22 protein-coding genes and 2 pseudogenes are annotated in these 25,808 nt (G+C 62.3%); 9 read left to right on the top strand and 15 right to left on the bottom strand.

Translation table 11 applies throughout. The features are described 5' to 3' along the window. Positions 1-134: 134 nt before the first annotated feature. Together rhaS and NKJ01_RS31510 are read right to left on the bottom strand one after the other, a co-directional pair. On the bottom strand, positions 135-1,130 hold the full coding sequence (gene rhaS / locus NKJ01_RS31515; protein WP_023758010.1) for a rhamnose ABC transporter substrate-binding protein: 996 nt from the start codon (positions 1,128-1,130) through the stop codon (positions 135-137). 55 nt (positions 1,131-1,185) lie between these two features. After that, the gene (locus tag NKJ01_RS31510) at positions 1,186-1,989 is read right to left on the bottom strand and encodes a DeoR/GlpR family DNA-binding transcription regulator (protein ID WP_352734134.1); all 804 of its coding nucleotides are present in this window, start codon (positions 1,987-1,989) and stop codon (positions 1,186-1,188) included. A gap of 185 nt (positions 1,990-2,174) precedes the next feature. Between NKJ01_RS31510 and NKJ01_RS31505 the strand changes: the two genes are divergently transcribed. From NKJ01_RS31505 to ggt, 3 genes are all read left to right on the top strand, one after another. Further along, positions 2,175-4,277 carry a bifunctional rhamnulose-1-phosphate aldolase/short-chain dehydrogenase gene (locus NKJ01_RS31505; protein WP_352734132.1) on the top strand — a complete coding sequence of 701 codons (2,103 nt, stop codon included), beginning with the start codon at positions 2,175-2,177 and terminating at the stop codon, positions 4,275-4,277. A 90-nt stretch (positions 4,278-4,367) separates the two neighbouring features. Beyond that, on the top strand, positions 4,368-5,660 hold the full coding sequence (rhaI, locus tag NKJ01_RS31500; RefSeq protein ID WP_352734130.1) for an L-rhamnose catabolism isomerase: 1,293 nt from the start codon (positions 4,368-4,370) through the stop codon (positions 5,658-5,660). 118 nt (positions 5,661-5,778) lie between these two features. Next, positions 5,779-7,518 carry a gamma-glutamyltransferase gene (gene ggt, locus NKJ01_RS31495; RefSeq protein ID WP_352734128.1) on the top strand — a complete coding sequence of 580 codons (1,740 nt, stop codon included), beginning with the start codon at positions 5,779-5,781 and terminating at the stop codon, positions 7,516-7,518. Between the two features lie 89 nt (positions 7,519-7,607). On the opposite strand, the gene NKJ01_RS31490 is transcribed toward ggt, so the two are convergent. Continuing rightward, on the bottom strand, positions 7,608-7,955 hold the full coding sequence (locus tag NKJ01_RS31490; RefSeq protein ID WP_032907080.1) for a hypothetical protein: 348 nt from the start codon (positions 7,953-7,955) through the stop codon (positions 7,608-7,610). Positions 7,956-8,435: 480 nt separating this feature from the next. Here NKJ01_RS31490 and NKJ01_RS31485 point away from each other — a divergent pair, with 480 nt between their 5' ends. After that, a complete protein-coding gene (locus tag NKJ01_RS31485) occupies positions 8,436-9,308 on the top strand; it encodes an ABC transporter substrate-binding protein (RefSeq protein WP_352734126.1) in 873 nt (290 codons plus the stop codon). After that, positions 9,301-11,349, top strand: coding sequence for a Fe(3+)-hydroxamate ABC transporter permease FhuB (fhuB, locus tag NKJ01_RS31480; protein WP_352734124.1), 2,049 nt, complete (start codon positions 9,301-9,303; stop codon positions 11,347-11,349). Before NKJ01_RS31485 ends, fhuB begins: the two co-directional genes overlap by 8 nt. 162 nt (positions 11,350-11,511) lie before the next feature. Here fhuB and NKJ01_RS31475 read toward each other — a convergent pair whose 3' ends face one another. Next, positions 11,512-12,651: a DUF4432 family protein gene (locus NKJ01_RS31475; RefSeq protein ID WP_352734122.1), complete on the bottom strand. Its 1,140-nt coding sequence runs from the start codon at positions 12,649-12,651 to the stop codon at positions 11,512-11,514. Between the two features lie 143 nt (positions 12,652-12,794). Next, on the bottom strand, positions 12,795-13,235 hold the full coding sequence (locus NKJ01_RS31470) for a hypothetical protein (RefSeq protein WP_023758000.1): 441 nt from the start codon (positions 13,233-13,235) through the stop codon (positions 12,795-12,797). Positions 13,236-13,529: 294 nt separating this feature from the next. Between NKJ01_RS31470 and NKJ01_RS31465 the strand changes: the two genes are divergently transcribed. The 3 genes and pseudogenes from NKJ01_RS31465 to NKJ01_RS31455 all read left to right on the top strand — a co-directional run. Beyond that, positions 13,530-13,853, top strand: coding sequence for a DUF982 domain-containing protein (locus tag NKJ01_RS31465; RefSeq protein WP_352734120.1), 324 nt, complete (start codon positions 13,530-13,532; stop codon positions 13,851-13,853). A gap of 307 nt (positions 13,854-14,160) precedes the next feature. Beyond that, positions 14,161-14,385: a hypothetical protein gene (locus tag NKJ01_RS31460; RefSeq protein WP_352485910.1), complete on the top strand. Its 225-nt coding sequence runs from the start codon at positions 14,161-14,163 to the stop codon at positions 14,383-14,385. Between the two features lie 59 nt (positions 14,386-14,444). Beyond that, positions 14,445-14,755: pseudogene (locus NKJ01_RS31455) on the top strand (nucleotidyl transferase AbiEii/AbiGii toxin family protein); the annotation flags it as partial. On the opposite strand, the gene NKJ01_RS31450 reads toward NKJ01_RS31455, so the two are convergent. From NKJ01_RS31450 to NKJ01_RS31440, 3 genes are all read right to left on the bottom strand, one after another. Next, positions 14,700-15,200: a DUF6496 domain-containing protein gene (locus NKJ01_RS31450; protein ID WP_352601259.1), complete on the bottom strand. Its 501-nt coding sequence runs from the start codon at positions 15,198-15,200 to the stop codon at positions 14,700-14,702. The pseudogene NKJ01_RS31455 and the gene NKJ01_RS31450 overlap by 56 nt on opposite strands. Before the next feature lie 128 nt (positions 15,201-15,328). Further along, entirely contained in the window at positions 15,329-16,006 is a 678-nt protein-coding gene (locus NKJ01_RS31445; RefSeq protein ID WP_352734118.1) for a dienelactone hydrolase family protein, read from the bottom strand. Beyond that, a complete protein-coding gene (locus NKJ01_RS31440; protein ID WP_352734116.1) occupies positions 15,945-16,751 on the bottom strand; it encodes a phosphoribosyltransferase in 807 nt (268 codons plus the stop codon). Before NKJ01_RS31440 ends, NKJ01_RS31445 begins: the two co-directional genes overlap by 62 nt. A 337-nt stretch (positions 16,752-17,088) precedes the next feature. Here NKJ01_RS31440 and NKJ01_RS31435 point away from each other — a divergent pair, with 337 nt between their 5' ends. Next, complete coding sequence (locus tag NKJ01_RS31435; RefSeq protein WP_352734114.1) at positions 17,089-17,499, top strand: CBS domain-containing protein; 411 nt, start codon at positions 17,089-17,091, stop codon at positions 17,497-17,499. Between the two features lie 232 nt (positions 17,500-17,731). Here the strand turns inward: NKJ01_RS31435 and ftsH are convergent, their stop codons facing one another. From ftsH to NKJ01_RS31405, 7 genes and pseudogenes are all read right to left on the bottom strand, one after another. Beyond that, positions 17,732-19,648 (bottom strand): ATP-dependent zinc metalloprotease FtsH, encoded by a 1,917-nt coding sequence (gene ftsH, locus NKJ01_RS31430; RefSeq protein ID WP_352734112.1) that lies wholly within the window; start codon positions 19,646-19,648, stop codon positions 17,732-17,734. Positions 19,649-19,829: 181 nt separating this feature from the next. After that, complete coding sequence (locus NKJ01_RS31425) at positions 19,830-20,036, bottom strand: hypothetical protein (RefSeq protein WP_352734110.1); 207 nt, start codon at positions 20,034-20,036, stop codon at positions 19,830-19,832. Positions 20,037-20,325: 289 nt separating this feature from the next. Beyond that, positions 20,326-21,639, bottom strand: coding sequence for an HlyD family type I secretion periplasmic adaptor subunit (locus NKJ01_RS31420; RefSeq protein ID WP_352734108.1), 1,314 nt, complete (start codon positions 21,637-21,639; stop codon positions 20,326-20,328). Further along, positions 21,614-23,389 (bottom strand): type I secretion system permease/ATPase, encoded by a 1,776-nt coding sequence (locus NKJ01_RS31415; protein ID WP_352734136.1) that lies wholly within the window; start codon positions 23,387-23,389, stop codon positions 21,614-21,616. Before NKJ01_RS31415 ends, NKJ01_RS31420 begins: the two co-directional genes overlap by 26 nt. A 391-nt stretch (positions 23,390-23,780) precedes the next feature. After that, entirely contained in the window at positions 23,781-24,572 is a 792-nt protein-coding gene (locus NKJ01_RS31410; protein ID WP_352734106.1) for a calcium-binding protein, read from the bottom strand. Positions 24,573-25,143: 571 nt separating this feature from the next. Beyond that, positions 25,144-25,343, bottom strand: a pseudogene (locus NKJ01_RS36550) (HlyD family type I secretion periplasmic adaptor subunit); the annotation flags it as partial. Between the two features lie 32 nt (positions 25,344-25,375). Next, positions 25,376-25,537, bottom strand: a complete 162-nt coding sequence (locus NKJ01_RS31405) for a hypothetical protein (RefSeq protein ID WP_352734104.1) — start codon at positions 25,535-25,537, stop codon at positions 25,376-25,378. Positions 25,538-25,808: the final 271 nt, after the last annotated feature.

Below are 25,808 nucleotides of genomic sequence, written 5' to 3'. Positions count from 1 at the left end.
CTGGTTTTTTTTTTTATAATTCCTTTTGTTGGGTGGTGTGGTTAAATTATTTTTTACACCCTTTAAACTAGTTGGTTTTTTTCGCCGGGGGGGTTTCGCCGCCCCCCCCGCGCCAGTTTGAAGAGCGCCCAGGATCAATAGATCTTGGAGAACTTCTCGATGTTCGACTTGTCGAACTGGAAGGGCGGAGCCATCGCAGCCGAGTTGGTGTCGTCGAGCGTGACCTTGCCGACGCGGCCGATCGACAGCGTGGCACCAGGCTTCGCCTCTTCCTTCTTCACCGCCAGATCATGGGCGAGGTAGACGGCCGAATAGCCGAGGTCGATCGGGTTCCACAGCGCAACCGCCTGGCTGGCGCCGTTGTCGATGAACTTCTTGAACTCGGACGGCAGCGCCAGACCGGTGACATTGACCTTGCCGATCAGGTTCGCATCGGTGACGACCTGGGCGGCGGCGACGACGCCGACGGTGGTCGGCGCAATGATCGCCTTGAGGTTCGGATAGGACTTCAACAGACCCTTGGCCTCATCCGTGCTCTTGGCCGAATCGTCATCGCCATAGACGGTGGCGACGAGTTTGATCTTGGGGAATTTCTCCGGCAGGATTTTCTTGGCCGCATCGATCCAGGCGTTCTGGTTGGTGGCGGTCGAGGAGGCCGACAGGATGGCGACTTCGCCGCCTTCCGGCAGGTAATCGGCGGCAAGCTTGATGATGGTCTCGCCGATCAGTCCGGTGTCGGACGGGTTGAGATGCAGCTGGCGGCCTTCCTTGGCGACGCCCGAATCCCAGGAGATCACGGTGATGCCGCGTTCCATCGCCTTCTTCAGCACCGGCACCAGCGCGTCGGCGTCATTGGCCGAAATGGCGATGGCGTTGACCTTCTGGGCGATCAGCGAATTGACCACTTCGATCTGCGCTTCGGCGGTCGCCTTGGTCGGGCCGGTGTAGATGATGTCGACGTCGCCAAGTTCCTTGGCCGCCTCTTCGGCGCCCTTGTTGGCGGCATCGAAGAACCCGTTGCCGAGCGACTTCACCACCAGCGCGATCTTGACGTTCTCGGCATAGGCCGCATTCACGAACATGGCGGCTGAAAAAGCCGCGGTCACCATCAATTTCTTCAAGAAGCTCATCGAATATCCTCCCTTGAGCGTTGCATTCCATCGCCGCTGCTGGCGTGAGAGTGTCTCAGGCCTGCAGCGAAGATTCTTCCTTTGCCGACTTGCGGGCGACGATCAGCGTCACGCCTGCGGTCTCTAACATCTTGGCCTCGCGATCCTCGATGCCGTCATCGGTGATGACGGTGGCGATGCGCGAAAGGCCGCACAGGATCAGGCTGGAGCGTTTGCGGAATTTCGAGGAATCGACCAGCACTACCAGTTCGTCGGCCTGGTCGATCAGTTTCTGCTCCGCCTGGATCAGCAGCGGGTCGCCCTCCATCAAACCGAGCGGCCCAAGCCCTTGCGCGCCCATGAACATGCGGCGCGCATAGAAATTGCGCGTCACGTCATTGTCGAAGGGCGACAGGATGATGTTCTGCTCGCGATAAATGGTACCTCCAGACAGCATCACCGTATTCTTGGAGTGCTTGAGCAGGTGCTCTGCGATCGGAAACGAATTTGTGAAGATCGGCATGCGGCGGCCGGTCAGGAAATGCACCATCTGGAAGGTGGTGGTGCCGCCATTGATGATGATCGGCTCACCGTCCTTGCACAGCTCGACCGCTTCACTCGCGATTGCCCGCTTCTGCGAGACGTTGATCGTTTCATTGACGGAAAAGGGCCGGCCGGCCAGCCCAATGAACTGCGGCGGCGAGATTGCTTCAGCGCCGCCACGCACACGGCGCAGGCGCTTCTGGACATGGAGTGCCGCGATGTCACGCCGGATCGTCGCCTCGGAGGACTCCGTCAGGTCGACCATCTCCTGCACCGTCACCACAGGTTTTTCCTGGACGGCGGACAGAATGATCCTGTGGCGCTCTTTTTCGTGCATGGTTCCTCCCTGCCTCGGCATCTAGGCACCCAAAACGCGCAGTGTCAATCATTTCCGATCATATAATTTCATTGTGCAGTGCAATATGATCGGTCTTGATCGTTTGTGATTGACAAGTCGGCTGCTTCCGTGGAAATTCGGGCAAAATTGGCCGCACCGTTTGCGTGCCTTCGGGAGGATTGCATATGCTCGACAAGCGCACCGGCACGCGGCTCGCCAATCTGTGGGACGAGGCCAAGGCTCAAGCGATGAGCGAGCCGGAACTTCTGGTCTATCGCTCGAACACGCTTGGCTCCGACAAGCGCGTCACCAATTATGGCGGCGGCAACACCTCCTCGAAGATATGGCAGAAAGACCCGCTCACCGGCGAGGATGTCGAGGTGCTTTGGGTCAAAGGCTCGGGCGGCGACAGCGCCTCGATCAAGCTTGACGGCTTTGCCACCCTCTACATGGACAAGCTGCGCGCGCTCAAAGGCCTCTATCGCGGCGTTGAGCACGAAGACGAAATGGTCGGCTTCCTTCCGCACTGCACCTTCAACCTTAATCCGCGCGCCGCCTCGATCGACACGCCGCTGCATGCCTATGTGCCGAAGCCTTTTGTCGATCACATGCATCCGGACGCCATCATCGCCATTGCCGCGGCCAAGGATTCCAAGGCGCTGACCGGGGAGATCTTCGGCGACGCCATCGGCTGGCTGCCGTGGAAGCGTCCCGGCTTCGAACTCGGCCTGTGGCTGGAGAAATTCTGCCTCGAACATCCCGCGGCCAAGGGCGTCATCCTGGAAAGCCACGGCCTGTTCACCTGGGGCGACACTCCTCGGGAATGCTATGAGACGACGATCTCGGTGATCAATCAGGCGATCGAATGGTTCGAGCGCCGCTCCGAAGGCGTCGCCATCTTCGGCGGCGAAGCGGTCAAGTCGCTCGATTCCGCTTCACGCCGCGCCATTGCCGCGAAACTGATGCCGAAAATCCGCGGCCTGATCTCGGAAAAGAGCCACAAGACAGGTCATTTCGACGATTCGCCCGCCGTTCTCGAATTCGTCAACTCCAGGAATCTGCGCCCGCTGGCGGCGCTCGGCACGTCGTGCCCTGACCACTTCCTGCGCACCAAGATCCGTCCGCTGGTCATCGAGTTCGATCCGGCAAAGCCCGATGTCGATGCCGTCATCGCGCGCCTCGCCGACGACGTCGCGGCCTATCGTGTTGGCTATCAGGCCTATTACGACAGCTGCAAGCACGCCGACTCGCCAGCCATCCGCGATCCCAACGCCGTTGTCTATCTGATGCCCGGCGTCGGCATGTTCACTTTCGCCGGCGATAAGGCGACGGCGCGCATCTCAGGCGAATTCTACGTCAACGCCATCAACGTCATGCGCGGCGCCTCGACCGTCTCGTCCTATGTCGGCCTACCCGCGCAGGAAGCCTTCGACATCGAGTACTGGCTGCTCGAGGATCTGAAGCTGCAGCGCATGCCGAAGCCGAAGGCGCTTGCCGGCCAGATCGCGCTGGTCACCGGTGGCGCCGGCGGCATCGGTCGCGCGACCGCCAACCGGCTGCTGAGCGAAGGCGCCTGCGTCGTGCTGGCCGACATTGACGAGACAGCGCTCGCCAGCGCCAATGACGAATTGTCCAAAGCCTATGGCAAGGATTTCGTCCGGCCGGTGCCGATCAACGTCACCTCGGAGGAGCAGGTTATCTCCGGCTTTGCCGAGATGGCGGTCGAGTTCGGCGGCATCGACATTCTGGTGTCGAACGCGGGCCTCGCCTCCTCGGCGCCGATCGAGGAGACGACGCTGGCGCTGTGGAACAAGAATATGGATATCCTGTCGACCGGGTATTTCCTGGTCTCCAGGGAGGCGTTCCGACTGTTTCGCGTGCAGAACATCGGCGGCAACGTCGTCTTCGTCGCCTCCAAGAACGGACTTGCCGCCTCGCCCAACGCCGCCGCCTACTGCACCGCCAAGGCCGCCGAGATCCATCTCGCTCGATGCCTCGCACTGGAGGGAGCGGAAGCCCAGATAAGGGTCAATGTCGTCAACCCGGACGCGGTGCTGCGCGGCTCGAAGATCTGGACCGGCGAATGGAAGGAACAGCGCGCCGCCGCCTATAAGATGTCGACCGACGATCTGGAGGAGCACTATCGCTCGCGTTCGATGCTGAAGCGCTCGGTCTTCCCCGAAGACATCGCAGAGGCAATCTATTTCTTCGCCTCCGACATGTCGGCCAAGTCGACCGGCAACATCGTCAATGTCGACGCGGGCAACGCGCAGAGTTTTACGCGCTAATGATCTGAAGGCGGCGCCGCCGACGCCGAAGCGCTTCCGGCAGACGGATGACGGGCAGCGCTGGCCGAAAGCATTTTGGGAGGAATAGCAGTGTCCGAAACCATCATCTCCGCCGACGTCGTCGGCAAAGACAACGCCGCGCGCAAAGCCAACCTCGAGCGCGACTACGCCTCGCTCGGCGAGCGCCTCGACCGTCGCGGCATCGCCATCGATGCCATCCGCGACAAGGTCGAAAAGTTCGCCGTGGCGATCCCGTCCTGGGGCGTTGGCACCGGTGGCACCCGCTTTGCCCGTTTCCCCGGCGCCGGCGAGCCGCGCGACATCTTCGACAAGATCGAGGACTGCGCCGTCATCAGGCAATTGACGCAGGCGACGCCGACCGTTTCTCTGCACATTCCGTGGGACAAGGCCGACCCGAACCGGCTGAAGCAGGCGGCCTCGCGCTTTGGCCTCGGCTTCGACGCCATGAACTCCAACACTTTCTCGGATGCGAAGGACCAGAAACTCTCCTACAAATTTGGCTCGCTGTCGCATGCCGATGCCGGCACGCGCCGGCAAGCGGTCGAGCACAATCTCGAATGCATCGAGATCGGCGAGGCACTGGGTTCGAAGGCGCTGACGGTGTGGATCGGCGACGGCTCGAACTTCCCCGGCCAGGCCAATTTTGCCAGGGCGTTCGAGCGCTATCTCGAGGCGATGAAGCAGATCTATGCCGGGCTGCCCTCTGACTGGAGGCTGTTCAGCGAGCACAAGATGTACGAGCCGGCCTTCTATTCCACCGTCGTGCAGGATTGGGGCACCAACTACATCATCGCTAGGGAACTGGGCGACAAGGCGTTCTGCCTGGTCGATCTCGGCCACCACGCCCCCAACGTCAACATCGAGATGATCGTCTCGCGGCTTATCCAGTTCAAAAAACTTGGCGGCTTCCATTTCAACGATTCGAAATATGGCGACGACGATCTCGACGCCGGTTCGATCGATCCCTACCGGCTGTTCCTTGTCTTCAACGAACTGGTCGATGCCGAACTTTCCGGCGCCGAGGGCTTCGATCCGGCCCATATGCTCGACCAAAGCCACAATGTCACCGATCCCATCGAAAGCCTGATGCTATCGGCGGTCGAGGTGCAGCGCGCCTATGCGCAGGCGCTGCTGGTCGACCGCAAGGCGCTCGAAGGGTACCAGGACGGCAACGACGCGCTGATGGCGACGCAGACGTTGAAAGTCGCTTACCGCACCGATGTCGAGCCGATCCTGGCCATGGCGCGATTGAAGACGGGCGGCGCCATCGATCCGGTCGCCGCCTATCGGGCGGCGGGCTACCGCGCCAAGGTCGCCGCGGAACGCCCGGCGGTCGCCGGCGGTTCGGGCGGCATTGTCTGAGGCGAACTCCCAGCCGATATTGCCCCTCACCGGTTTGCTTCGTGAGGGACCGTTTTGTGAATGGACTCGATTGATCCGAGAGGCTCTTCTAGGCGCACCCCCCGCCCGGAGAACCGCCATGCCTCTCAACCGTCGAACCCTGATCGCCGTTAGTCTCTCCGTCGCCTTTGCGCTTGCGCCACTACAGTTGACTTTTGCTGCATCGCCGGCGCCGGCCAAAGGCGAGCACGGCATGGTGGTGACGGCCCAGCATCTGGCCTCCGAAGTCGGCATCGAAGTCTTGAAGAAGGGCGGCAATGCTGTCGACGCGGCGGTTGCCGTTGGTTATGCGCTCGCCGTCGTCTACCCCAATGCCGGCAATATCGGCGGCGGCGGCTTCATGACCATCCGCTTCAAGGACGGCAAATCGACCTTTCTCGATTTCCGCGAACGGGCGCCGCTGGCGGCGACCAAGACCATGTATCTCGACAAGGACGGCAACCCGGTGAAGGGTGCCAGCCTCGACGGCTATCTCGCCGTCGGCGTGCCGGGCTCGGTGGCTGGCTTCGAGATGGCACGCGAAAAATACGGCAAATTGTCCCGCCAGGATCTGATGGCGCCGGCAATCAGCTTTGCCAAGGATGGCTTCATCCTCAATCAGGGCGACGCCGCCTCTTTTGCCGGCAGCGCCGACAGGTTGGCGAAGGACCCCGCCGCTGCCGCCATCTTCCTGAAGCCCGGCGGCAAGCCCTACGGCATCGGCGAGCGGCTGATCCAGCCTGATCTTGCGGCCTCGCTCACCGCCATTTCGGAAAAAGGTCCTGATGCCTTCTATAAAGGCGCTATCGCCGCCGCCATCGTCAAGGCGAGTGGCGCCAAGGGCGGCATCCTGGCCAGGCCGGATTTCGAACAATATGCCGTCCGCGAACTGAAGCCCGTGACCTGCTCCTATCGCGGCTATGAGATCACCTCCTCGCCGCCGCCAAGCTCAGGCGGCGTCATCATCTGCGAAATTCTCAACGTGCTGGAAGGGTATCCGCTGTCCTATCTCGGCTCAGGTTCGGCCGAGACGGTCCATGTCATGGTCGAGGCGATGCGCTTCGCCTATGTCGACCGCAATTCGGCCCTCGGCGATCCCGATTTCGTCGACAACCCGGTCACGAAACTGCTTGATAAGGCCTACGCCAAGGATATCCGCGACAAGATCGATCCGTTCCGGGCCGGCGTGTCGCAGGACCTGATGCCGAAGGGTTTTGGCGAGAGCAAGGAGACAACCCATTATTCGATTATCGACAGTGACGGCAACGCGGTTGCGGTCACCTACACGTTGAACGGCTCCTTCGGCGCCGGCGTCGTCGCCGATGGCACCGGCATCCTGCTCAACAACGAGATGGACGATTTCACCCAGAAGCCCGGTGTGCCAAACCTCTATGGCCTGGTTCAGGGCGAGGCCAATGCCATCCAGCCCAAGAAGACGCCGCTATCGTCGATGAGCCCAACCGTGGTGGCCAAGGATGGCAAGCCGTTCATGGTCATAGGCAGCCCCGGCGGCTCGCGCATCATCACCATCACACTGGAAGCCATCGTCAATGTCATCGACCACGGCATGAACATCCAGGAGGCGATCGACGCGCCGCGTATCCATCACCAGTGGCTGCCCGATAAGGTCTATATCGAGCCGTTCGGTCTGTCGCCGGATACCGAAAAGCTGCTGGCCGGCATGGGTTATCACCTCGATCTCGGTGACCAGACCTGGGGCCAGGCGGCGGGCATCCTGGTCGGCGGCAAAAGTCTGGCGGAAATCGAGAAGGGCGGCGGCGCGCGCTATAACGGCGCCATCGACAGCCGCGCGGCCTCTGGCGAGGCGCTCGGATACTGAGCTTGGCAAGGCTGGAGTGGGCTTGGAGCAGCGTGGCGATTCGGGCTGGCCCGCTGCTCAAGCGGATTGGCGCATAGAAGCGATGGTCGTCACAAGACCAGCGTGATGGTGGAGGCAATCAGCATCACGGCGGCAATGCCGACGAACAGCGCGTAGATGCGCGGTCGGTCGAGCAGCAGCGCGTTGCCGGATATCCAGGCGGACGTGGCGCCGCCAAGCGCGAAGAGGAAGCCGTTGCGGTGCCCGAAGACCATCGATGCGGCCATCAATCCGCCAATGATCAGCGCGCCGAACACGATGATCACGGCAACGGCGTATTTCTCGAAATCGTTGCCGCTTCCCATGCTCGGACCGATCGCGTTCAACGTCGGCAGGTCGTCCGGATCGAAGGGGTTGGTCGACCCATACTCGTCTTGACCGACAGGCTCTCGCATCATTCGTTCTCCGTATAGCGGCAACAAATCATCAAGCCTTGCCGAGCGCAACCCGATCGCACTGCCTTGATGCGTTCGACCGGTCTTTTGACGTCATTTGGCCGGGGGCTCACAGCCGCCTTTTTGATTCGCGCCCTGACCGTCTTCGGGTCTCTGGCTATCCGGGACCCGGCGATTGCCGTCCCTCTATCATGGAATGCAGTCGTGGAGGAAAAATGATTCGGCAGGCGGATTGCGTTTCGCGGACTGCGATTTTCGCGTGATGCGCACGGGGCTCCCGCAGGCCGAATCGCCTGCGGCCGGCGGACGGGTTGCGCCTGACATTCGGTCGGGCAAAAAAGCAGGCCTGTCGGAGCGCGTAAATGTTGACTATTAAGTTCATGTTTCATAGTCAATCGGGAGTCCAGATCGAAAAGCAGGCGCGCCGCAGTGCAGAGAGACCGAGAGCTCCAGCCGAGAGCCACGCCCGATCATCCGTGTCGAATGACCCGGCGCCAGGCACTGGGGCTTTTCACGCTGCCGTTCGCGGGCATGGCGGCGACGGCCGAACCCCGCCGGCCGCGCATCGTCTGCCTGGATGACGGGCTGGCCGAGACCTTGCTCACGCTGGGTGTGACGCCGGTTGCCATTGCCGACCGTCAAGTGTGGGAGACCTGGGTCGTCGAGCCGCCGCTGCCGGCCGATATCGCCGATGTCGGCACGCTGCTCGAGCCCAACCTCGAATTGTTGCAGCAGCTCAAGCCCGACATCATCCTGGCCATGCCGTATCTCGACGGCATCAAGCCGCTGCTCGAACGCGTGGCGCCGGTGACGACAATCGGGCTCTATACCGAAGCCGGGCAGCCCTATCGGCGCGCCGTCGAGGCGACGCGCCAACTCGCCAGGCTTGTCGGCAAGGAAAGCGAAGGCGAAGCGCTGATCGCAGCAACGGATGCTTATTTTTCAGAAGTTCGCCAGCAACTTGCGCCGCTTTCGGCGCAGCCGATCTATGTCGTCAGCTTCATGGATCCGCGCAATGTGCGCGTCTATGGCGCAAAGAGCCTGTTTCAGGAGGTGTTCGACCGCATCGGGCTCAGCAACGCCTGGACGGGCGAGACCAATTATTGGGGGTTTTCGACCGTCGGCATCGACGGTTTGGCGACAGCCAGCGACGCACGCCTGGCCTATTTCGAACCCTTGCCCGAGGGCGCCGGCGGCACGCTGACCGAAAACCCGGTCTGGAACGCCATGCCTTTCGTGCGCAACCGCTCGATCATGCGTCTTCCCGCCGTCCTGATGTTCGGCGCGCTTCCGTCCGCGACCCGGTTTGCCCGGGTCCTGGCGTCGGCAATGACCGCGGAAGCTGCCCATGGCTGACGGTGCTGCGACCATCGCTCAAGAGGGAAAGCCTGCGTCGGCCGGCCGAGCCTTGCCAGGGGGCTTTCTCGGCAACCAGCCGGTAGGCGCGATCCTGCTTTGCGCCATGCTGGTCGCGGCAGCGTTAGCGGCAACCGTCTCAAACCTCACGGTGCAGCTGCCATCGGCGCTCTGGCTCCAATCGCTCGCCGCCCCCGACATCGCCGACATGCGACAGGTGCTCGTCCACTACGCCTTCCTGCCCAGGCTTGCGGTCAGCCTTTTGTGCGGCGCCGCACTCGGGCTTGCCGGAACGGTCCTGCAACAGGTTCTACGCAATCCGCTCGCTTCGCCCGAAACGGTCGGCGCCTCGGCCGGCGCCTATCTGGCGCTGGCACTGGCGACGCTTCTGTCACCGTCCCTGCTTGCGTTCGGCCGCGAATGGGTGGCGCTTGCCGGCGCCTTCACAGCCCTTGCCGCCGTCTTCGCCCTGTCCTGGCATAAGGGCCTGTCGCCGCTTTCGGTCGTGCTGGCGGGGCTTGTGGTCAGCCTCTATGCCGGCGCCATCGGTGCCGCTCTCATTGTGCTGCGGCATGAATGGCTTGCCAGCCTGTTCATCTGGGGCGCCGGTTCGCTCGGCCAGCAGGACTGGTCGACGACGCTGTGGCTGTTGCCACGCATCTGCACTGTTGCGCTGGCGATCTTCCTCATGGCGCGGCCGCTGACCTTGCTTGGCCTCGACGATGAAGGCGCGCGCAGCCTTGGCGTGCCGCTCGGCGCCTATCGCTTCGCCGGACTGGCAGCCGCCGTCGCGCTGATCGCCTTCGTCGTTGCCGCTGTCGGCGTCATCGGCTTCGTCGGTCTGGCCGCAGTCACCCTTGCGCGCATCGGCGGCGCACGACGGCTGGGCCAGCAGCTGGTGATGGCGCCGCTTATCGGCGGCGCGTTGCTGTGGGCCGCCGACCAAGCCGTGCAGATCGCCACCGGACCGCAAGGCGACCTGCTGCCGACCGGGGCGATCACAGCACTTCTCGGCGCGCCGCTGCTGCTTTGGCTGCTGCCGCGACTTGCCCCTGGCTTGGAACCCCCGGCCTTGACGGCCGCGCGCCTGCCACGCGCAAGCCGGCCCGCCCTCATGCTTGCGGCGATCGGCTTGGCTCTGTTTTTGCTGCTGGGCCTGGCTTTGCTCTATGGCCCGGGGCCGCATGGCTGGACCTTCGCTTTCAGCGATGAGCTGCAGCCTCTGCTGTCGTGGCGGTGGCCTCGCGTGCTTGCCGCCCTGAGCGCCGGCGCGATGCTGGCGCTCGCCGGCCTTACGATGCAGCGGCTGACCGGCAACCCGATGGCCAGCCCCGAAGTGCTGGGCATCAGCGCCGGTGCCGCGCTTGGCATGATGGTGGCGCTGTTTGCGCTCTCCGATGCCGGACGCCCGGTTCAGACGGCGGCGGCAACCATCGGCGCCTTCAGCGCTCTTCTGGTGACGCTGTCGATCGGCCGCCGTGCCGCCTATGCGCCGGAGCGGTTGCTGCTTGCTGGCATTGCACTGACGGCCTTGTTCGATGCGCTGATCCTTGTGCTCACCGCCACCGGCGATCCTCGCGCCATGCTGCTGCTCAACTGGCTCACTGGTTCGACCTATGGCGTCGATATTGGCGCCGCCCTGCTGACCGGTGGCATCGCCGTCTGCCTCTTCGCGCTCGCGCCGCTCTTCATACGCTGGCTCGACATCCTGCCGCTCGGCTCCGCCGCCGTGCAAGGCCTTGGCATCAACCTGAAGAGGACGCGGCTTCTCGTGCTGCTGATGGTCGCGGCGCTCACCGCCGCCTCGACGCTGATCGTTGGCCCGATGACCTTCATCGGCCTGATGGCGCCGCACCTAGCCCGTCGCCTTGGCCTTTCCCGTGCGCTGCCGCAGGCCATTGGCGCGGTGCTCGCCGGCGCGCTGATCATGGTCGTCGCCGACTGGATCGGTCGCACAGCAATCTTCCCGCGCCAGATCCCCGCCGGCCTCGTCGCCACGCTGATCGGCGGCCCGGTGCTGATGTGGCTGCTGCGAAGGTGAGACGCACAGACGCAATCGAGCGGACGATGGCGAAGCATCTTGATGCTTTTTTCGCGGCGTGCACCCCAGCTTCGAGCCGCATGCCTGCGGGAACCATATGTCGATCCTGCCGGTCATCCTCAATCGGGCGGTGCAGGCGGCGTTTGCGGTGAGGGGCCCCAGCTACCGGCCGTCACCCCTCAATGCTGCAATGACCTGTTCTCGTTGTGTGGCCTCCTCCGCGTTCATAGCGCCAAAGCGCAGGGCGCAGCGGAATGTTTCCCCCGGCGCGACGCGAACCAGGCGGCCTCTTTCCTTCGCCGCAAGATAGCCGTCGGGTTCGGCGGTCGCCGGCAGCACGAGGCCAAGCGCGTCCTGATCGGCACCACGCGTGATCCAGCGCACGGCATAATTGAGCTCGTCGGGGCGAAAGCTGACGAAATCCGCCGTCCGGTCCGGATGGACCTGCAGGGCATGCGCCCAACCCTCGGCGTCCGCCTTCGCCTTCATCGTCAACACGAGTTCGGGATCGATCGGCTCGCCCTTGGTCAATATGCGATGCCGCGAAGGGTCGGCTACGACGGCGTCGCGATAGGCAAGGTAGCTTTCGCTCGGTTCAAAAAAGGGTGGAAGCACTTGGCGCACGACAATGTCGGCGTGATCATCGGCGACGGTGTCGATCAGGCGCCCGCCATCGGCCGGCCTGAAGTTGATGTGCGCCAGGTACATCAGCTCCATGGGCGAGCGTTTCAGGTTCTCGATGGCAATGTCGACAGCCACGCTTGTGGCGTCGCGCTGCAGCCGCACGGTAGGCTTCATCAGATAGTCGTGGCTAAAGGCGACGGTCTGTCGGCAGTGCCCGGTCAAGGCCATGAAGGGCCCTTCGGAATTGCTGCCGGCGACCAGTTGCACATGCCCGTAGGGCGCATTTGGCAGGTCGCCGTGAAGCGGGTGACGGTCATCCGGGCCAGGATTGCCCATCGCGGTGGCGCCGCAGTGAATGAAGAACGCGCCGTAGTTCGAGAGGTAGTCCCGGGTCGCGACGGGCTCGTCGAACATCGAGCGCATGGTCAGGGAGCGGTTGAGGAACGTTGCGTCCCAAATCTGCTGTCCCTGGAAGGGCAGCACGACGATTTCGCCCTTTGCGTTGCTGATCCGAAGACCGGCAACACCGGATCGATAGCGAAAGGCGGTGGCGAGAAGTCCCCGATAGCGGGCCACGATTGTTTCCGACGGGCCGAACAGCTCGGGCACGAGATCGACGAAAACGTCATCGGAGTACTCGGGATACATTGTTTCGACCTCGATCTGTCGCAGGCGCATGCCGATAGTCGCAGGAAACCTCTGGAAATCAACGGCAGCGCGTCAGGCTCAACCAGGACGGCTGATGGCGGAGCGTCTCGGCGCCCCGGGAGAGCGCTTCGTCGGCTCTATCGCTCGCTGCGCTTTGCAACAAGCGCCGATTTCTATTTGGCTGAGGCCGGGGGCAGCTCGTACAGAGTGGCGCCGCTCTCCTGACCACGCTCGACATAGCCGATGATATGAAACCATCTGGCGACGTCAGGTCCCTGGAGCCAGCTGCGCGAGTGGATGGGGAGGTTGCCGGCGAGCGCCTGGATGTGCCTGATATGCCGCTTGCAGAAGCGAACGGTCGCGGCACGGAAGAAATCCTCCTGCGCTGCAAACAGCGTATCGGCGGCGTCGCTGTTCTCATGCCAGGCGATGATCGCCACGGCCTTGTCGCCCTCGACGAGTGCGTGAGCACGGCCTTCTTTCAAATTCATCATCAGATTGTCGTAGGCGATCTTGCTGTCCTTGCCGGCCGCCACGTATTCATCCGACATCCGCTTGGAGAGGCCGTGAAACACATCCTCCAGATCCCCAAGCGTTGCTGCGCGTGCTCTCATTTCTCCTCCTAGCGCCCCGGCAGGCAGTTTGCCCTAAGGTTGGGGGATCACCAAGCAAATCAAATCCGCCAGCAGCCTGATGTGAGCAAAGTGATTTCGCCGTCACTACTGCCGTCACCAAATCCCTTGAAACCAAGCCATTGAAAAAGGCTCTCGTGCCTCCTTGCGCACCTGGATGCGGACGGCCCGGCTGTGCACTTGACGTTGCGCAGACCATCACCATCTCGAACGGCGTGCCGCGATGGCGCACCGATTGCTTGCTCGCAAAAGACGTCGAAAAAGATGGAGGAAGTGATGAACGACGTTCGCTTTCCCGAACCCGTATTCCTTAAGTTCCGCACCGCATCGCGCAAGGTCGCAAGCAGCTTCGAGGCGTTGGAGTGCCTGGACCAACAGTGGCCCGAATGGGCGCGCGGACGCAACTGGCGCGCAGCCGCGCGCGCCTGTCGCGACGCGCTGGACGGCTGGCGCAGCGCGCGCGACGCGCAAAAGGCCTTGCTGAAAGCGGCAAGGAGTGCAGGGGTCATCGCTGCGGAAGCGCACTCTCGCGGCAACTCCCGCTCGGTCCGAATAAACGAAGGCCTGCGACCCGACGCGCTATTCAGTGAACGACAATGACGCCGTCGACGGCGTGCCATTCCGACGGTGCGGCAAGGCGATGGTGAGCGCACGGAGTGTAGCGTGTCCCTTCCAACTCTCGCTCCGGTTACGAGGAAATCCTTAGCTCGGGAAATTCCGGGCAAGGTCATACTCCTGGCGGATATAGTTTGCGGGCCGGCAAGAAATTTCGGCGGGAACAAAGCTTCCTCATCATCGTTCATTCGCCGCCCGGACGTACTCGTCGCTCACCCGTCCGGTCGTGTCGTCCGCTGCTCGATCTTTGGCGCAGGCGCCTGCTGTTGAAAGACGAAAAATGGAGGAAGCTATGAAACGAACCCTTGTAATCGCCGCCGCACTGATGGGCTTGTTGGGTGCTCCCGCAATTGCTGCGACTCACTATTGGGTCGCCAAGGACACGAGCACGAAGACATGCACGGTGGTCTCTTCGAAGCCCGACGGAGTAAAGATGACGGCCATCGGCAAAAAAATATACTCGAGCTATTCGAGTGCAGACAAGGCTCTGAGGGTTTTGGCCGCCTGCAAGAGCTGACAAGCATGCTTTAGCCCGCCCGGGCATGCCTAGGCGGGCTTTGCGCCAGCTCGAATGGCTCTCCCCTCGACGAACATCTCGTCTTCAAGGGCGGCACCTCGCTATCGAATGCTAATATCGTCATCCGGAGTTTTCGGAGGACGTCGATCTCACCTATGACATCCGGACGACCGCGCCCGAGCTGGTGGGCGACGATGGCGAGGCCCTGCCGAAGACTCGCAGCGAGGTGAAGCGCTGGTCGAGTGAGGTGCGCAAGCACTTGCCGGACTGGGTGGCTGGGACTGTCCAGCCGATCCTTGCCGACGCGTTATCCGCTATGCGTGGTGTGCCCGCGTTCTGGCGGCCTTCTGCGCTGCCTGCTTCCGTCCGCGAGCGCCTTTCGTTTCGGCGGCCTTCTTTGCGGCGGCCGAGCGCTCCTCAGCCGTCCGGCGCGAGGCCGCACGCTTGGCCTGCTGCGAGAGCGCCTCGTGCGACGCCGTGCTCTTCGGCTCGTGCTCCAGCACCTTGGAGACGGCTTTCGAGACCTGCGGGCGGCGTTTCGGCCTGCGTTCGCCCTGGCCGGCCTCGTAGGCGTATTCGGCGCTCTTGCGCGTGCTCTCCTTCACCTTGCCCTTTTTGGGCGGGGGCAGGTCTACGCCTGCGCGTCTTGCCTCGGAAAGTCCGATGGCGATGGCCTGCTGGGTCGATCGCGCGCCGTGTTCGCCCTGGCGGATTTTGTCAATCTCCTCGTGCACGAATTCGCCGGCCTGGGTGCTCGGCGACTTGCCCTCACGTTTGTCCTTTTGGGCCTTCTCGATGGTTTTCTTATCCGGCATTGTCTTTCTCCCACATAAGGGTTGCGACAGCCATTCGGGTGGCAGTGCTCGCTGTCTCTGTCCTACATGAGGTCCTAACGCGTTGAGGACGCAAATGATCCCGGGCCGGGTGATCCAAGGCGCGGCAATCAGGATGTCGATCTCTCCGAACTCAGATGGCGCGAGAACCAACGGCTCGCGAGGTCCGCGACTTCGTCCAGGGCGCCTGGCTCTTCGAACAGATGCGTCGCGCCAGGGACGATGGCGAGTTCCTTTTCGCAGTGGAGCGCCGACAGCGCCGAGCGGTTGAGCGCGATCACCTGCGTGTCCGCGCCTCCGACGACGAGCAAGGTCGGCGCCCGGACTTGCGGCAGGGCGAGCGCTGCAAGATCGGGCCGGCCACCACGCGAAACCACGGCCGCGGCCTGGTCGGGCCGCTCGGCCGCCGCTACCAGGGCGGCACCGGCGCCCGTACTTGCGCCGAAATAGCCAAGCGGCAGGAGCGACGTGTTCGGCGAGGCGCCGAGCCAGTCCGTGACGCCGATCAGCCGGTCGGCGAGCAGCCCGATATCGAAGCGCAACTCGGCAGTGACTTGGTCGATCCGCTCCTCTTCGGCCGTCAACAGGTCGACGAGGAACGTGGCGAGGCTCGCCTCGTTCAGCCGTCCGGCCACGTAGCGGTTGCGCGGGCTGTGGCGGCTGCTTCCGCTGCCATGGGCGAAGAGCACAAGGCCGCGAGCATCCGGCGGCATCGACAGATTGCCTTCAAGCGTGACGCGATCCGCGGCAACCCGCACGACCTGCTCGCTGACTGAAACCCCGTCCATACCCACCTCCGCTACGTTGATCTTTTGCCGCGCGCCGAGCCGGCGGCCCGTGCCCAGCCGATGCCTCTTCGGATAGCGAGACCTCTTTGGAAGCGGCAGGCTTGGGCACGGATTTGGCGAGGAGCGCGCGGACCTCTTGATCGCTCGTCTGTGAGAAATCCACGTACCACCGGCCGACACCAAGGAGCGGCTCTGGCGTCGTCGCGCAAACCACCTCGTCGGCGTCTGCCCGCATCGCGTCGCAAGTGTCGGGGCTGCCGACGGGAACGGCCGCGACGATATGGGCGGCGTGGCTTTTTCGGAGCGCCTTGATCCCCGCCCGCATCGTTGAACCGGTCGCAAGCCCGTCATCCACGAGGATAATGGTTCGTCCGTTCAACCGCGGCGGGGGCCGCCCGCCCCTATAAAGGTGCTCGCGGCGCAGAAGCTCTTTTTCCTCCTTTGCGGCGACCGCGTCGATGACATCTGGCGGGATCGCGAGACCGCCGACAATTTCGTCGTTCAGGACCCGTACGCCGGAGGGCGCGATTGCCCCCATGGCCAGTTCCTCGTGGCCGGGAACGCCGAGCTTGCGCACGACGAGGACGTCGAGCGGTGCCTTGAGTGCCTGCGCGACCTCGTAGCCAACCGGCACGCCGCCTCGGGGCAGCGCCAACACGATCACGTCGTCGCGCCCGGCAAAGCGAACGAGCTCTTCGGCTAGTTGCCGCCCGGCCTCGCGGCGATCTGAAAAGACGATAGCCATGATTTTCGATCCGCGTGCATCTGTTTCCCAGAGTATGTCTTCCCCAACCTGCTTGAGCCTTGGGCCTCAACGGCCAGTCTGCGGCTACTCCCGTGAACAAGCCTGCGGCGCCGGCACTCTTTTGGAACTCGCTCGCTGCTTGGACGTTCCAAGAATAGTTTCGATCGCGAGGTGCCATCACGCGCATTAGCGCGGATCGAGAACACTGCAGATAGTGATCTGTACGAGCCTCGTCCGACCACCCGGCAACCTCGCGATCCCCAGCAACGGCCGCGTTTTGGCGACTTGTTGCCTCGGCAATCAGAGAGAGGAATATCCCATGCAAGTTCAGGAGATCATGAGTCATCGGACCGAACTGGTCGGCCCGAACACGACAATCAGGGATGCCGCCCGGAAAATGCGGGCCGACAATCTCGGAGCCCTTCCTGTCGGCGAGAATGACAGGCTGGTCGGCATGGTGACGGACCGCGACATCGTGATGCGCGGCGTCGCCGAGGAGCGCTCAGCCGGCAACACCACCGTTCGCGAGGTCATGTCCGAGCATGTCTATTGGTGCTTCGACGATGCCGACATCAGTGATGCGGCGAAGATCATGGCCAAGCATCAGGTGCGGCGCCTTCCGGTGATCAACCACGATAAGCGCCTCGTCGGCGTCATTGCCCTGGCCGACCTCGGTCGCACCGACGAGGAAGCCGCCAAGATCGCCCTCGAAGGCGTTTCCGAGGCGACGGACGATCCCCGGCGCTAGGCGACTGTCCGGACGCGGCCTTCTCGGTCGCAATCCTCCCTGGGAAAATAGCAAATGCCACTCACTCTTGTCAGACGGGCGCTCCCGACAGGGCCGGCTTGGCACCGCCTTGCAAAGCGGGGCTCGAATACCATTCGATCAGGAACGGTGATCGCTCGATCCGGCCGGGATCCCGCAGCGCCTTTGCCAGCTGGTCTACAGCTTCCGGCTCATTGCTGCTTTGAATGAATTACTATGCTCCGGGACCAGCGACTCGCGGAGGCATTGCACGCGGGGTTTCGGCCGCTCGCAGCGCCGCAGTCCCACGACGACCGTCCTCCCGAAAGGCGCGATGCCCTGGCTGAACCTTTCCGACCAGCGACGCGAGCTCGTTCTCGTCGAGCGTCTCGGTCTCGAGCAGCCTGCGTGCCGCCTTTTCGAGGAGATCGCGCCGTTCGGTGAGCAGGCCCACCGTTCGTTCGAAAGCCGCCTCGACAATGCCGCGCACTTCGGTGTCGATGGCGTCGGCGGCGGCCTCCCCGTAATCGTGCTCGCGCGGCCCGCCGGCGAGCGGGTTGGGGGCCAGGAAGGAACGTGGGTCCTTTTCCAGAACCACGTGGCCGAGTCTTGCCGACATGCCGTAACGCGTCACCATGGCGCGCGCTATGTCGGTTACCTTGGCGAGATCATCAGCGGCTCCGGTGGACAGGTGGTCGAATACGATCCACTCCGCCGCCCTGCCGCCGAGCAGCACCGCCATCTTGTTGTCCAGTTCCTCGCGCGTCATGAGGAAGCGGTCTTCGGTCGGGCGCTGGATGGTGTAGCCGAGCGCGCCGACGCCACGTGGTATGATCGATACCTTGTGCACCGGATCGACGCCAGGCAGCGCCATGGCGACCAGTGCGTGGCCCATTTCGTGATAAGCGACGATCTCGCGCTCTTTCGGGTTCAACAGCCTGTTGCGCTTTTCGAGCCCGGCGACGATGCGCTCCACCGCGTTGTTGAAATCCTCCATTGTTACGGCATCCGCCTTGCGGCGCGTGGCAAGCAATGTCGCCTCGTTCACGAGATTGGCCAGGTCGGCGCCGGTAAAGCCGGGCGTCAGTGCGGCCACTTTTTCCGCATTGACATCCGTCGCCAGCTTCGACGTGGCCATATGCACCTGCAGGATCTTGATGCGACCCTGCTTGTCCGGCCTGTCGACCAGCACTTGTCGATCGAAGCGGCCAGCCCGCAGAAGTGCCGGATCGAGGATCTCGGGGCGGTTCGTCGCGGCCAGCAGCACGACGCCGATCTGTGGATCGAAACCGTCGAGTTCGACCAGAAGCTGGTTGAGCGTTTGTTCCTTTTCATCGTGGCCGCCGACCGTGGTTCCTCGGGCGCGGCCAAGCGCGTCGAGTTCGTCGATGAAGATGATCGCTGGAGCCCTGGACCGAGCCTGCTCGAAGAGGTCGCGCACGCGCGCGGCCCCGACCCCGACGAACATCTCGACGAACTCGGAACCGGAGATCGAGAAGAACGGCACCTTGGCCTCGCCCGCGACAGCCTTGGCGAGCAGGGTCTTGCCGGTGCCTGGCGGCCCGACCAGCAGCACGCCTTTGGGCATGCGTCCGCCGAGGCGGCCGTATTCGCCCGGGTTCTTCAGAAAGTCCACGATCTCCTGCAACTCGGCCTTGGCCTCGTCCACTCCCGCCACGTCGTCGAACGTCACCCCGGTATTGGCTTCGACGTAGATTCTGGCCTTGCTCCTGCCGATCTGCATCAAGCCACCGACGCCGCCGTCCATGCGTCTTAGGAGCAGCATCCACAGGCCAAAGAAGACGAGCACCGGCACAACCCAGGAAAGCAGGTCGCTCAGGAAAGTGCTTTCGACCTGGCCGGTGACCGTGACACCGTGCTCCTGCAGGTCACGGGCGAGGTTAGGCTCGACCCGCGTGGTGATGAATAGCGGCTTGCCACCCTGTGGCTCCTTGAAGCGGCCTTGGATGAAACGATCGGAAACCTGCACCTCGGCGATTTTGCCGCCGTTCAGTAGGGTCTCGAACTCGCTGTACGGGATCTGCGCGACGTGCTGCGTCGTGGCATAGAAATATTGGAAGACCATCACGCCCGAGAAGGCGGCGATCCAGTACCAAATATTGAACCGCGTCTTTCTGTTGTTCATGTCCATGGCAGCCTCCGGCATGAAAACTGATATAGGTCGCTGCGCGCGCGCGGCATCGCTATCGGCCCGGTCCGCCGCAAAAAAGTAGGATGTCCTGACCCGCCGCCGACGATCCCTTGGATCGGTCATTGTCCTCGGCCGACCGGCACGCCCAGTGAACCTGCCAGGCCGTTTTCATTGCGCTCGCTCAACCGAACAGGCGCACCTCAAATTGACCAAAGCCTATCCAAAGCCAACCGCCAAACAGCCATGATCCCTGTCCAGAGGCGTCGCGGCCTTGATCTCCACATTGGAGACTGTGCCGCTCCAAACAAAGCACTGAGCCCACGGTGCGATTTTGGCGCCGCCGCCGGCCTGCCAAAACCTTGCGAATTTGGACTTCGGACAGCGGCATGAGGGTATCTCCTTGTCGACCTGGCCCAACACCCTCAAAAGTACCCCTCAAAACCTACGCATGAAATGAGACTACGTGGGACGACTTGAGAAGCCCAGCACGTCGAGCGGCAGAAAACACAGCGAAATTCGCGCTGTGTGAGACTGTCTGAGACGGCTTGAGAAGAATAGATGGTGCCAGAGGCGGAATCCAAGTGAGGAAAGTATGCCTGTGCTTTCAGTATGTTACCACCCACGTAGCCTGCGAACAACCAACAGAAATACCAACAATATATTTCTGTGGATTACTTTCATTCCTCCCGGAATGCCCGACTGATTTGGTCCGACAGCGGCTTCACAAAATAGGAAAGCGCCGTACGCTCGCCCGTCTGGACCATTGCTTCGGCCGGCATGCCGGGCACGAGCGTCAGGTCCTTGAGCTTCGTCAGTTCCGCATGCGGAACCGACAGACGCACCAGGTAATACGAAATGCCCTTTTTTTCGTCCGTCGCCAGATCGGCTGCAATCCGGCTGACATATCCGTTCAATTCCGGCGTGGTTCTCAGATTGAAGGCTGACATCCGCAGCACGGCCTTGTGACCAAGCTGGATTTGGTCGATGTCCTTCGGGGTGATTCGTACTTCAAGCGCAAGATCGTCGCCTTCCGGCACGATTAGCATGATCGGATCGGCGGGCGTAATCACTCCGCCGACCGTATGAACTGCGAGTTGTTGAATGGTGCCTGACTGCGGCGCGACGATATCGATCCGTCGCAGTTCCTGTTCAGCCGCCACCTTGCGCTCACCATACTCCCCGACCTGCGCCTGAACTTCTCTGAGCTCCTGGCCGACTTCGGTCTTGAAATCCTGATCGATCTGCGGGATCTGCAGGCGCGTTTCGGCTATGCGGGCTGCCGTCTGTGCCTGATCTGCGATCTTCTCACCGCGTTCGCCACCGAAAGTGGCAACCTGGATCTTCAGGCTGTTCAACCGTTGGTCCGAGACAATGCCTTGGTCGCGCAGCCCACTCAGAACAGCAATTTCCTTTTGGAGAACCTCGATCCTTTTTTCACAGGCAATTTCCTGCGCCTTGAATCCTTCGATTTCGTGGTGATATTGAGTAATGTGTTCCGCCAGTTGCGCCTGCTTTCCGTCGCGGGATTGTCTGCGGAATTCGAACAGCAGCGTCTCGCTATGTATTGCCGAAGCTACGTCCGGAACATCTCTTCGGGCGAGCAGCCAGTCCGGGAAGGCGATCTCCGCGAGATCGTCACGCTCAGCATCGAGTCGTGCCTGGTAGGCGGCGAGCTCATCGAGCCGCTTGGTGACAATGGCGAGATTAGCGCGCGTCTGGGTGGCATCGAGCCGCATGAGGATGTCGCCGGCTTTTACTTTATCGCCTTCGCCCACCAGGATTTCTCCCACCACCCCGCCGGTCGGGTGCTGCACCTTCTTGACATAGGAATCGACGACAAAGTGTCCGGACGCGACAACCGCACCGGAGAGATTCGTGAAGGCCGCCCAGGCTCCGGCTCCTCCCACAAAGATCACGCTCGCCAGAAGGCCCGCCACCAGGTGGCGGCGAATGGAGCTGGAAACGTCATTGTTCTGATGAATGCCGGACACCGGGATCCTCCATGTCAGCGCGCTCTCCCACGTTATCCTGTGTAGATTCGATGGCCTTGACGCCAGCGCCTCGTGCCATCGCTGTCCCCTTCAGGACTTTGGAAAGCGCTTCATCACGCGCACCGAATGCTCGCTGCCGTCCACCTTCCATCACCAACACCAAATCCACGGCGCGGATGGCGCTCGGCCGATGGGCGACGACAACCGCAATGCCCTTGCGCTCGCGCACGGAGGCGATCGCCTTAACGACCGCAGCCTCGCCTTCCGCATCGAGATTGGCATTGGGTTCATCCAGCACAACAAGGAAAGGGTCTCGATAAAGAGCACGGGCAAGACCGATACGCTGGCGCTGCCCGGCGGAAAGTGCCGATCCGGCCTCACCGATCGGAGTTTCGTAGCCGTGCTCAAATCGGAGGATCAGTTCGTGCGTGCCCGCTGCTTTCGCCGCGGCGACAATAGCCTCAGGGTCAGGATTATCTTCAAAACGAGCGATGTTTTCGGCAATGGTGCCGTCGAACAGTTCAACACATTGCGGCAGATAGCCGATATGACGGCCTAGTGCTTCCCGGTCCCATTGATCGAGGCTTGCGCTGTCGATGCGAACTTTTCCGGCGACCGGCGCCCATGCGCCGACGATGGCGCGCGAGAGTGTCGACTTGCCCGAGCCCGATGGACCGATGATCGCGAGTGCGCTTCCCGCCTGAATGGCAAACGCAAGGCCGGTCACGGTCGGCTTCCTTTCGCCGGGCGGAACGATTGTCACGCCTTCGAGGCGCAGTTCGCGTTCAGGTGCGGGCATTGGCATAACAGGAGCGGATTCAGGAAGCTTTTCCAAGAGGTCCTCCAGCCGCGCCCAACCCTGCCGCGCCATGAGGAAGGATTTCCAGCTTGAAATGGCCAGATCGACCGGAGCCAGCGCACGCCCCATCATTATCGAACTGGCAATCATAACCCCGGCCGTAGCCTCCTGTCTGATGACAAGGTACGCGCCGACGGCAAGAATGGCCGATTGCAGCAGCACGCGCAGCGATTTTGAAATGGCACCGAGCCCGCCTGCCACGTCCCCGGCTTTCCGGTTGGCGGCCAGATACTTGGCATTGGCCTTGTGCCATCGGGCAGCGATCCGCTTTCCAAGACCGAGAGCTTGCACGACCTCGGCATTGCAACGCGCTGCTTGCAGTAGACCATTGCGTGCCATGTTGTGGGCAGTGGTATCGCGTATCGGCCGTTGCGAGAGAGTGTTGGCAAGAAGTGTCAGAGATGTGAGACCGACCGCCCCGACAAGTGCCGTCATGCCGATCCAGAAATGAAGGAGGAAGCAAATGCCAAGATAAAGCAGCATCCATGGCAGATCGAAGAACGCTGTCGGACCGTTTCCACCTAAGAAGCCGCGAACATTGTCGAGATCGCGAAGCGGCTGCAAGCCGTCGCCCGGCATGCGCGTTGAAAGCGGAAGGCGAACGATCGCATCGTGAACGCGTCCGGAAAACTGTTCATCGAAACGCTCGCCAATCCGCAGCAGCACGCGGGCGCGCAAAATGTCGAGCAGGCATTGGAACGCATAAAGCCCCGCAGCAAGCACGACGAGCCCCACCAGCGTCGATACGCTGCCACTTGCCAGAACGCGGTCATAGACCTGAAGCATGAACAGCGGCGAGATCAGCGCAAGCACGTTGACCACGCCGCTGATCAACACAATGCCCCAAATGGCGGAAGTCAGAGGGAAAGGTCTCAAAGCTGAATCCTTCAAGGAATGGTTACTCACGTAAGTTCCGGAGGCTGGCGACTCAGCCCCATATTGCTCCCCGACCGGCGACCGACTTCATCCGCTCGCTGGTTCAGGATCAGTGCTCCCGCCGAATATGTTTGGTCCCGGCATTTAATGGAGCGGGTCAACAACAACACCGTCCGGCTGAAGGTTTGGAAGGGATTCATCGTGGTCGGCCGCAGGGCCCGAACAGGCTTCCGCCTCCACACCTTCAGGAGATTTCGGTGCACGACCAGCGCGACGCGCAGGGCTTCGTCAAGCTATCCACGCTGCGACTGCTCCCGGGCGCCCCGGCCCATGGCAAGTAGCGGAAACGGGAAAGCGCCCGCCCAGGGGGGCGGGGCGAGGCGCTGTTCCGTATGGGTTTTCTGGATCAAACGAAGGTGAAGTCCGACGCGGTCAGGCCTAGGTCGGCCACGGTGACCACACCGCCCAGGTGGGCGAACTCATGCGCGCTGTTGTCGGCGGTGACATAGGCCAGAGTTGCGACTCTGTCGGTGTAGCTGCTTTGGTAGACAATGATGTCGCCGGCGTGCTCGCCGGAGATCGCACTCGCGGCTTCAGAAGCAGAGTTGAAAGATTCGCCAGTGATTACCACGACGTGTTCGCCGTTCGCACCTGAGGCCGCACCACTGTAGAAGCTGCTCACCGGGTAGCCGGACTGTATGCTGGCGTTGTTGACGAAGTTCGCGCCAAAACCGTCATTGTAGAGGCCCACCGCATCGAAGGCGAACTTGTCCTCCGCCGGGTTGAAATCGGTGATAGTGGTAATGTCCGACTTCGACCCGACAACCCCAGGCACCGGATTGTGGAACTGGAACACGAACGTGTCATTGTCGGTGCCCCCGGTCAACGTGTCCTGGCCGTCACCCACGTAGAGGACATCCTGGCCGGGACCGCCGCTGAGCCTGTCATTGTCCTCACCGGAGATGCGCGCGTTGAAGCGGCCGTTGTCGCCGGAGAGATCGTCCCAGCCATCTCCGCCGAAGATGCGGTCGTTACCCCCGCCGCCAATGGCTCGGTCACTGCCCGGGCCACCCGAGATCTCGTCGTTGCCGCCACGACCGTCAATCCAGTCACCGCCCTGGAAACCCTCTATCCAATCGTCACGCTCGGTGCCGATGAGTGTTTCGGCACCCGGGCCACCCTCGATAATGTTTGCCATCGAAAAATACTCCTAATGATGCACCCTGCCTGACGCGTTCATATTCGTCATCGGGCAATTGGAGAAATCGATTGCTTGGATAGGCATACATCTACGAGATGGATGCACTCACGTCGCCCTTCCGCTGAGGCTCGCAGGCGGCGGGGACGCGCCCAGACGATCGACCCGAACATTCACACTCAAACGGACGAGGAAAACTTGGTAACCGGCCGCCCTGGTTGGGCCCAAACCTCTCTCTGTTTGCTCGACGCCGGCATACCCGCACCGTAAGCGCGCTGGACGTGGACAAGTTCCGATGGCGGCGGGTACGGCGCGGCCTCAGCGATGAATGGGGGCCGGAGACGGTTCCATCCCCGACACGCATGCTGCTACCGCGCAACAAGGGGAGGGCAATTTGCCGCCAATGGCCTCGTGATGGCGCCTTTCGCCGACACGCTGTCGAAGTTGACCGAAGCCCAGCTGAAACGACAACTGGCGGGTCCTCACAGCTGCGTTACGCATTCGCTCACCGTCAAGCCGGCCTCGGAAGAACAGGCATGGGGCTGTGTCGCCGAGTATCTCGCCAGCACTGCCCGCCGGTCGGGTGCTGTACCTTCTTGACATAGGAATCGACGACAAAGCGTCCGGACGCGACAACCGCACCGGAGAGATTCGTGAAGGCCGCCCAGGCTCCGGCTCCTCCCACAAAGAGATCACGCTCGCCAGAAGGCCCGCCACCAGGTGGCGGCGAATGGAGCTGGAAACGTCATTGTTCTGATGAATGCCGGACACCGGGATCCTCCATGTCAGCGCGCTCTCCCACGTTATCGATGGCGTTGACGCCATTGGAACGCATAAAGCCCCGCAGCAAGCACGACGAGCCCCACCAGCGTCGATACGCTGCCACTTGCCAGAACGCGGTCATAGACCTGAAGCATGAACAGCGGCGAGATCAGGGCAAGCACGTTGACCACGCCGCTGATCAACACAATGCCCAAATGGCGGAAGTCAGAGGGAAAGGTCTCAAAGCTGAATCCTTCAAGGAATGGTTACTCACGTAAGTTCCGGAGGCTGGCGACCCAGCTCCCTATATTGCTCCCCGACCGGCGACCGACTGCATCCGCTCGCTGATTGAGGATCAGTGCTCCCGCCGAATGTGTTTGGTTTGGCACTAATGGAGCGGGTCAACAACAACACCGTCCGGCTGAAGGTTTGGAAGGGATTCATCGTGGTCGGCCGCAGGGCCCGAACAGGCTT

It is taken from the genome of Mesorhizobium sp. M0276, from assembly GCF_040321755.1.
In the GTDB taxonomy this organism is placed as follows: Bacteria; Pseudomonadota; Alphaproteobacteria; order Rhizobiales; family Rhizobiaceae; genus Mesorhizobium.
The sequence above is the reverse complement of the archived record's forward strand: the minus strand, read 5'-3'. Positions and strand labels throughout refer to the sequence as shown.

Coding starts and splice junctions, on each gene's coding strand:
- rhaS (WP_023758010.1), bottom strand. CDS start 1,130: ATGAGCTTCTTGAAGAAATTGATGGTGACCGCGGCTTTTTCAGCCGCC.
- NKJ01_RS31510 (WP_352734134.1), bottom strand. CDS start 1,989: ATGCACGAAAAAGAGCGCCACAGGATCATTCTGTCCGCCGTCCAGGAA.
- NKJ01_RS31505 (WP_352734132.1), top strand. CDS start 2,175: ATGCTCGACAAGCGCACCGGCACGCGGCTCGCCAATCTGTGGGACGAG.
- ggt (WP_352734128.1), top strand. CDS start 5,779: ATGCCTCTCAACCGTCGAACCCTGATCGCCGTTAGTCTCTCCGTCGCC.
- NKJ01_RS31490 (WP_032907080.1), bottom strand. CDS start 7,955: ATGATGCGAGAGCCTGTCGGTCAAGACGAGTATGGGTCGACCAACCCC.
- NKJ01_RS31485 (WP_352734126.1), top strand. CDS start 8,436: ATGACCCGGCGCCAGGCACTGGGGCTTTTCACGCTGCCGTTCGCGGGC.
- fhuB (WP_352734124.1), top strand. CDS start 9,301: ATGGCTGACGGTGCTGCGACCATCGCTCAAGAGGGAAAGCCTGCGTCG.
- NKJ01_RS31475 (WP_352734122.1), bottom strand. CDS start 12,651: ATGCGCCTGCGACAGATCGAGGTCGAAACAATGTATCCCGAGTACTCC.
- NKJ01_RS31470 (WP_023758000.1), bottom strand. CDS start 13,235: ATGAGAGCACGCGCAGCAACGCTTGGGGATCTGGAGGATGTGTTTCAC.
- NKJ01_RS31465 (WP_352734120.1), top strand. CDS start 13,530: ATGAACGACGTTCGCTTTCCCGAACCCGTATTCCTTAAGTTCCGCACC.
- NKJ01_RS31460 (WP_352485910.1), top strand. CDS start 14,161: ATGAAACGAACCCTTGTAATCGCCGCCGCACTGATGGGCTTGTTGGGT.
- NKJ01_RS31450 (WP_352601259.1), bottom strand. CDS start 15,200: ATGCCGGATAAGAAAACCATCGAGAAGGCCCAAAAGGACAAACGTGAG.
- NKJ01_RS31445 (WP_352734118.1), bottom strand. CDS start 16,006: ATGGACGGGGTTTCAGTCAGCGAGCAGGTCGTGCGGGTTGCCGCGGAT.
- NKJ01_RS31440 (WP_352734116.1), bottom strand. CDS start 16,751: ATGGCTATCGTCTTTTCAGATCGCCGCGAGGCCGGGCGGCAACTAGCC.
- NKJ01_RS31435 (WP_352734114.1), top strand. CDS start 17,089: ATGAGTCATCGGACCGAACTGGTCGGCCCGAACACGACAATCAGGGAT.
- ftsH (WP_352734112.1), bottom strand. CDS start 19,648: ATGGACATGAACAACAGAAAGACGCGGTTCAATATTTGGTACTGGATC.
- NKJ01_RS31425 (WP_352734110.1), bottom strand. CDS start 20,036: ATGCCGCTGTCCGAAGTCCAAATTCGCAAGGTTTTGGCAGGCCGGCGG.
- NKJ01_RS31410 (WP_352734106.1), bottom strand. CDS start 24,572: ATGGCAAACATTATCGAGGGTGGCCCGGGTGCCGAAACACTCATCGGC.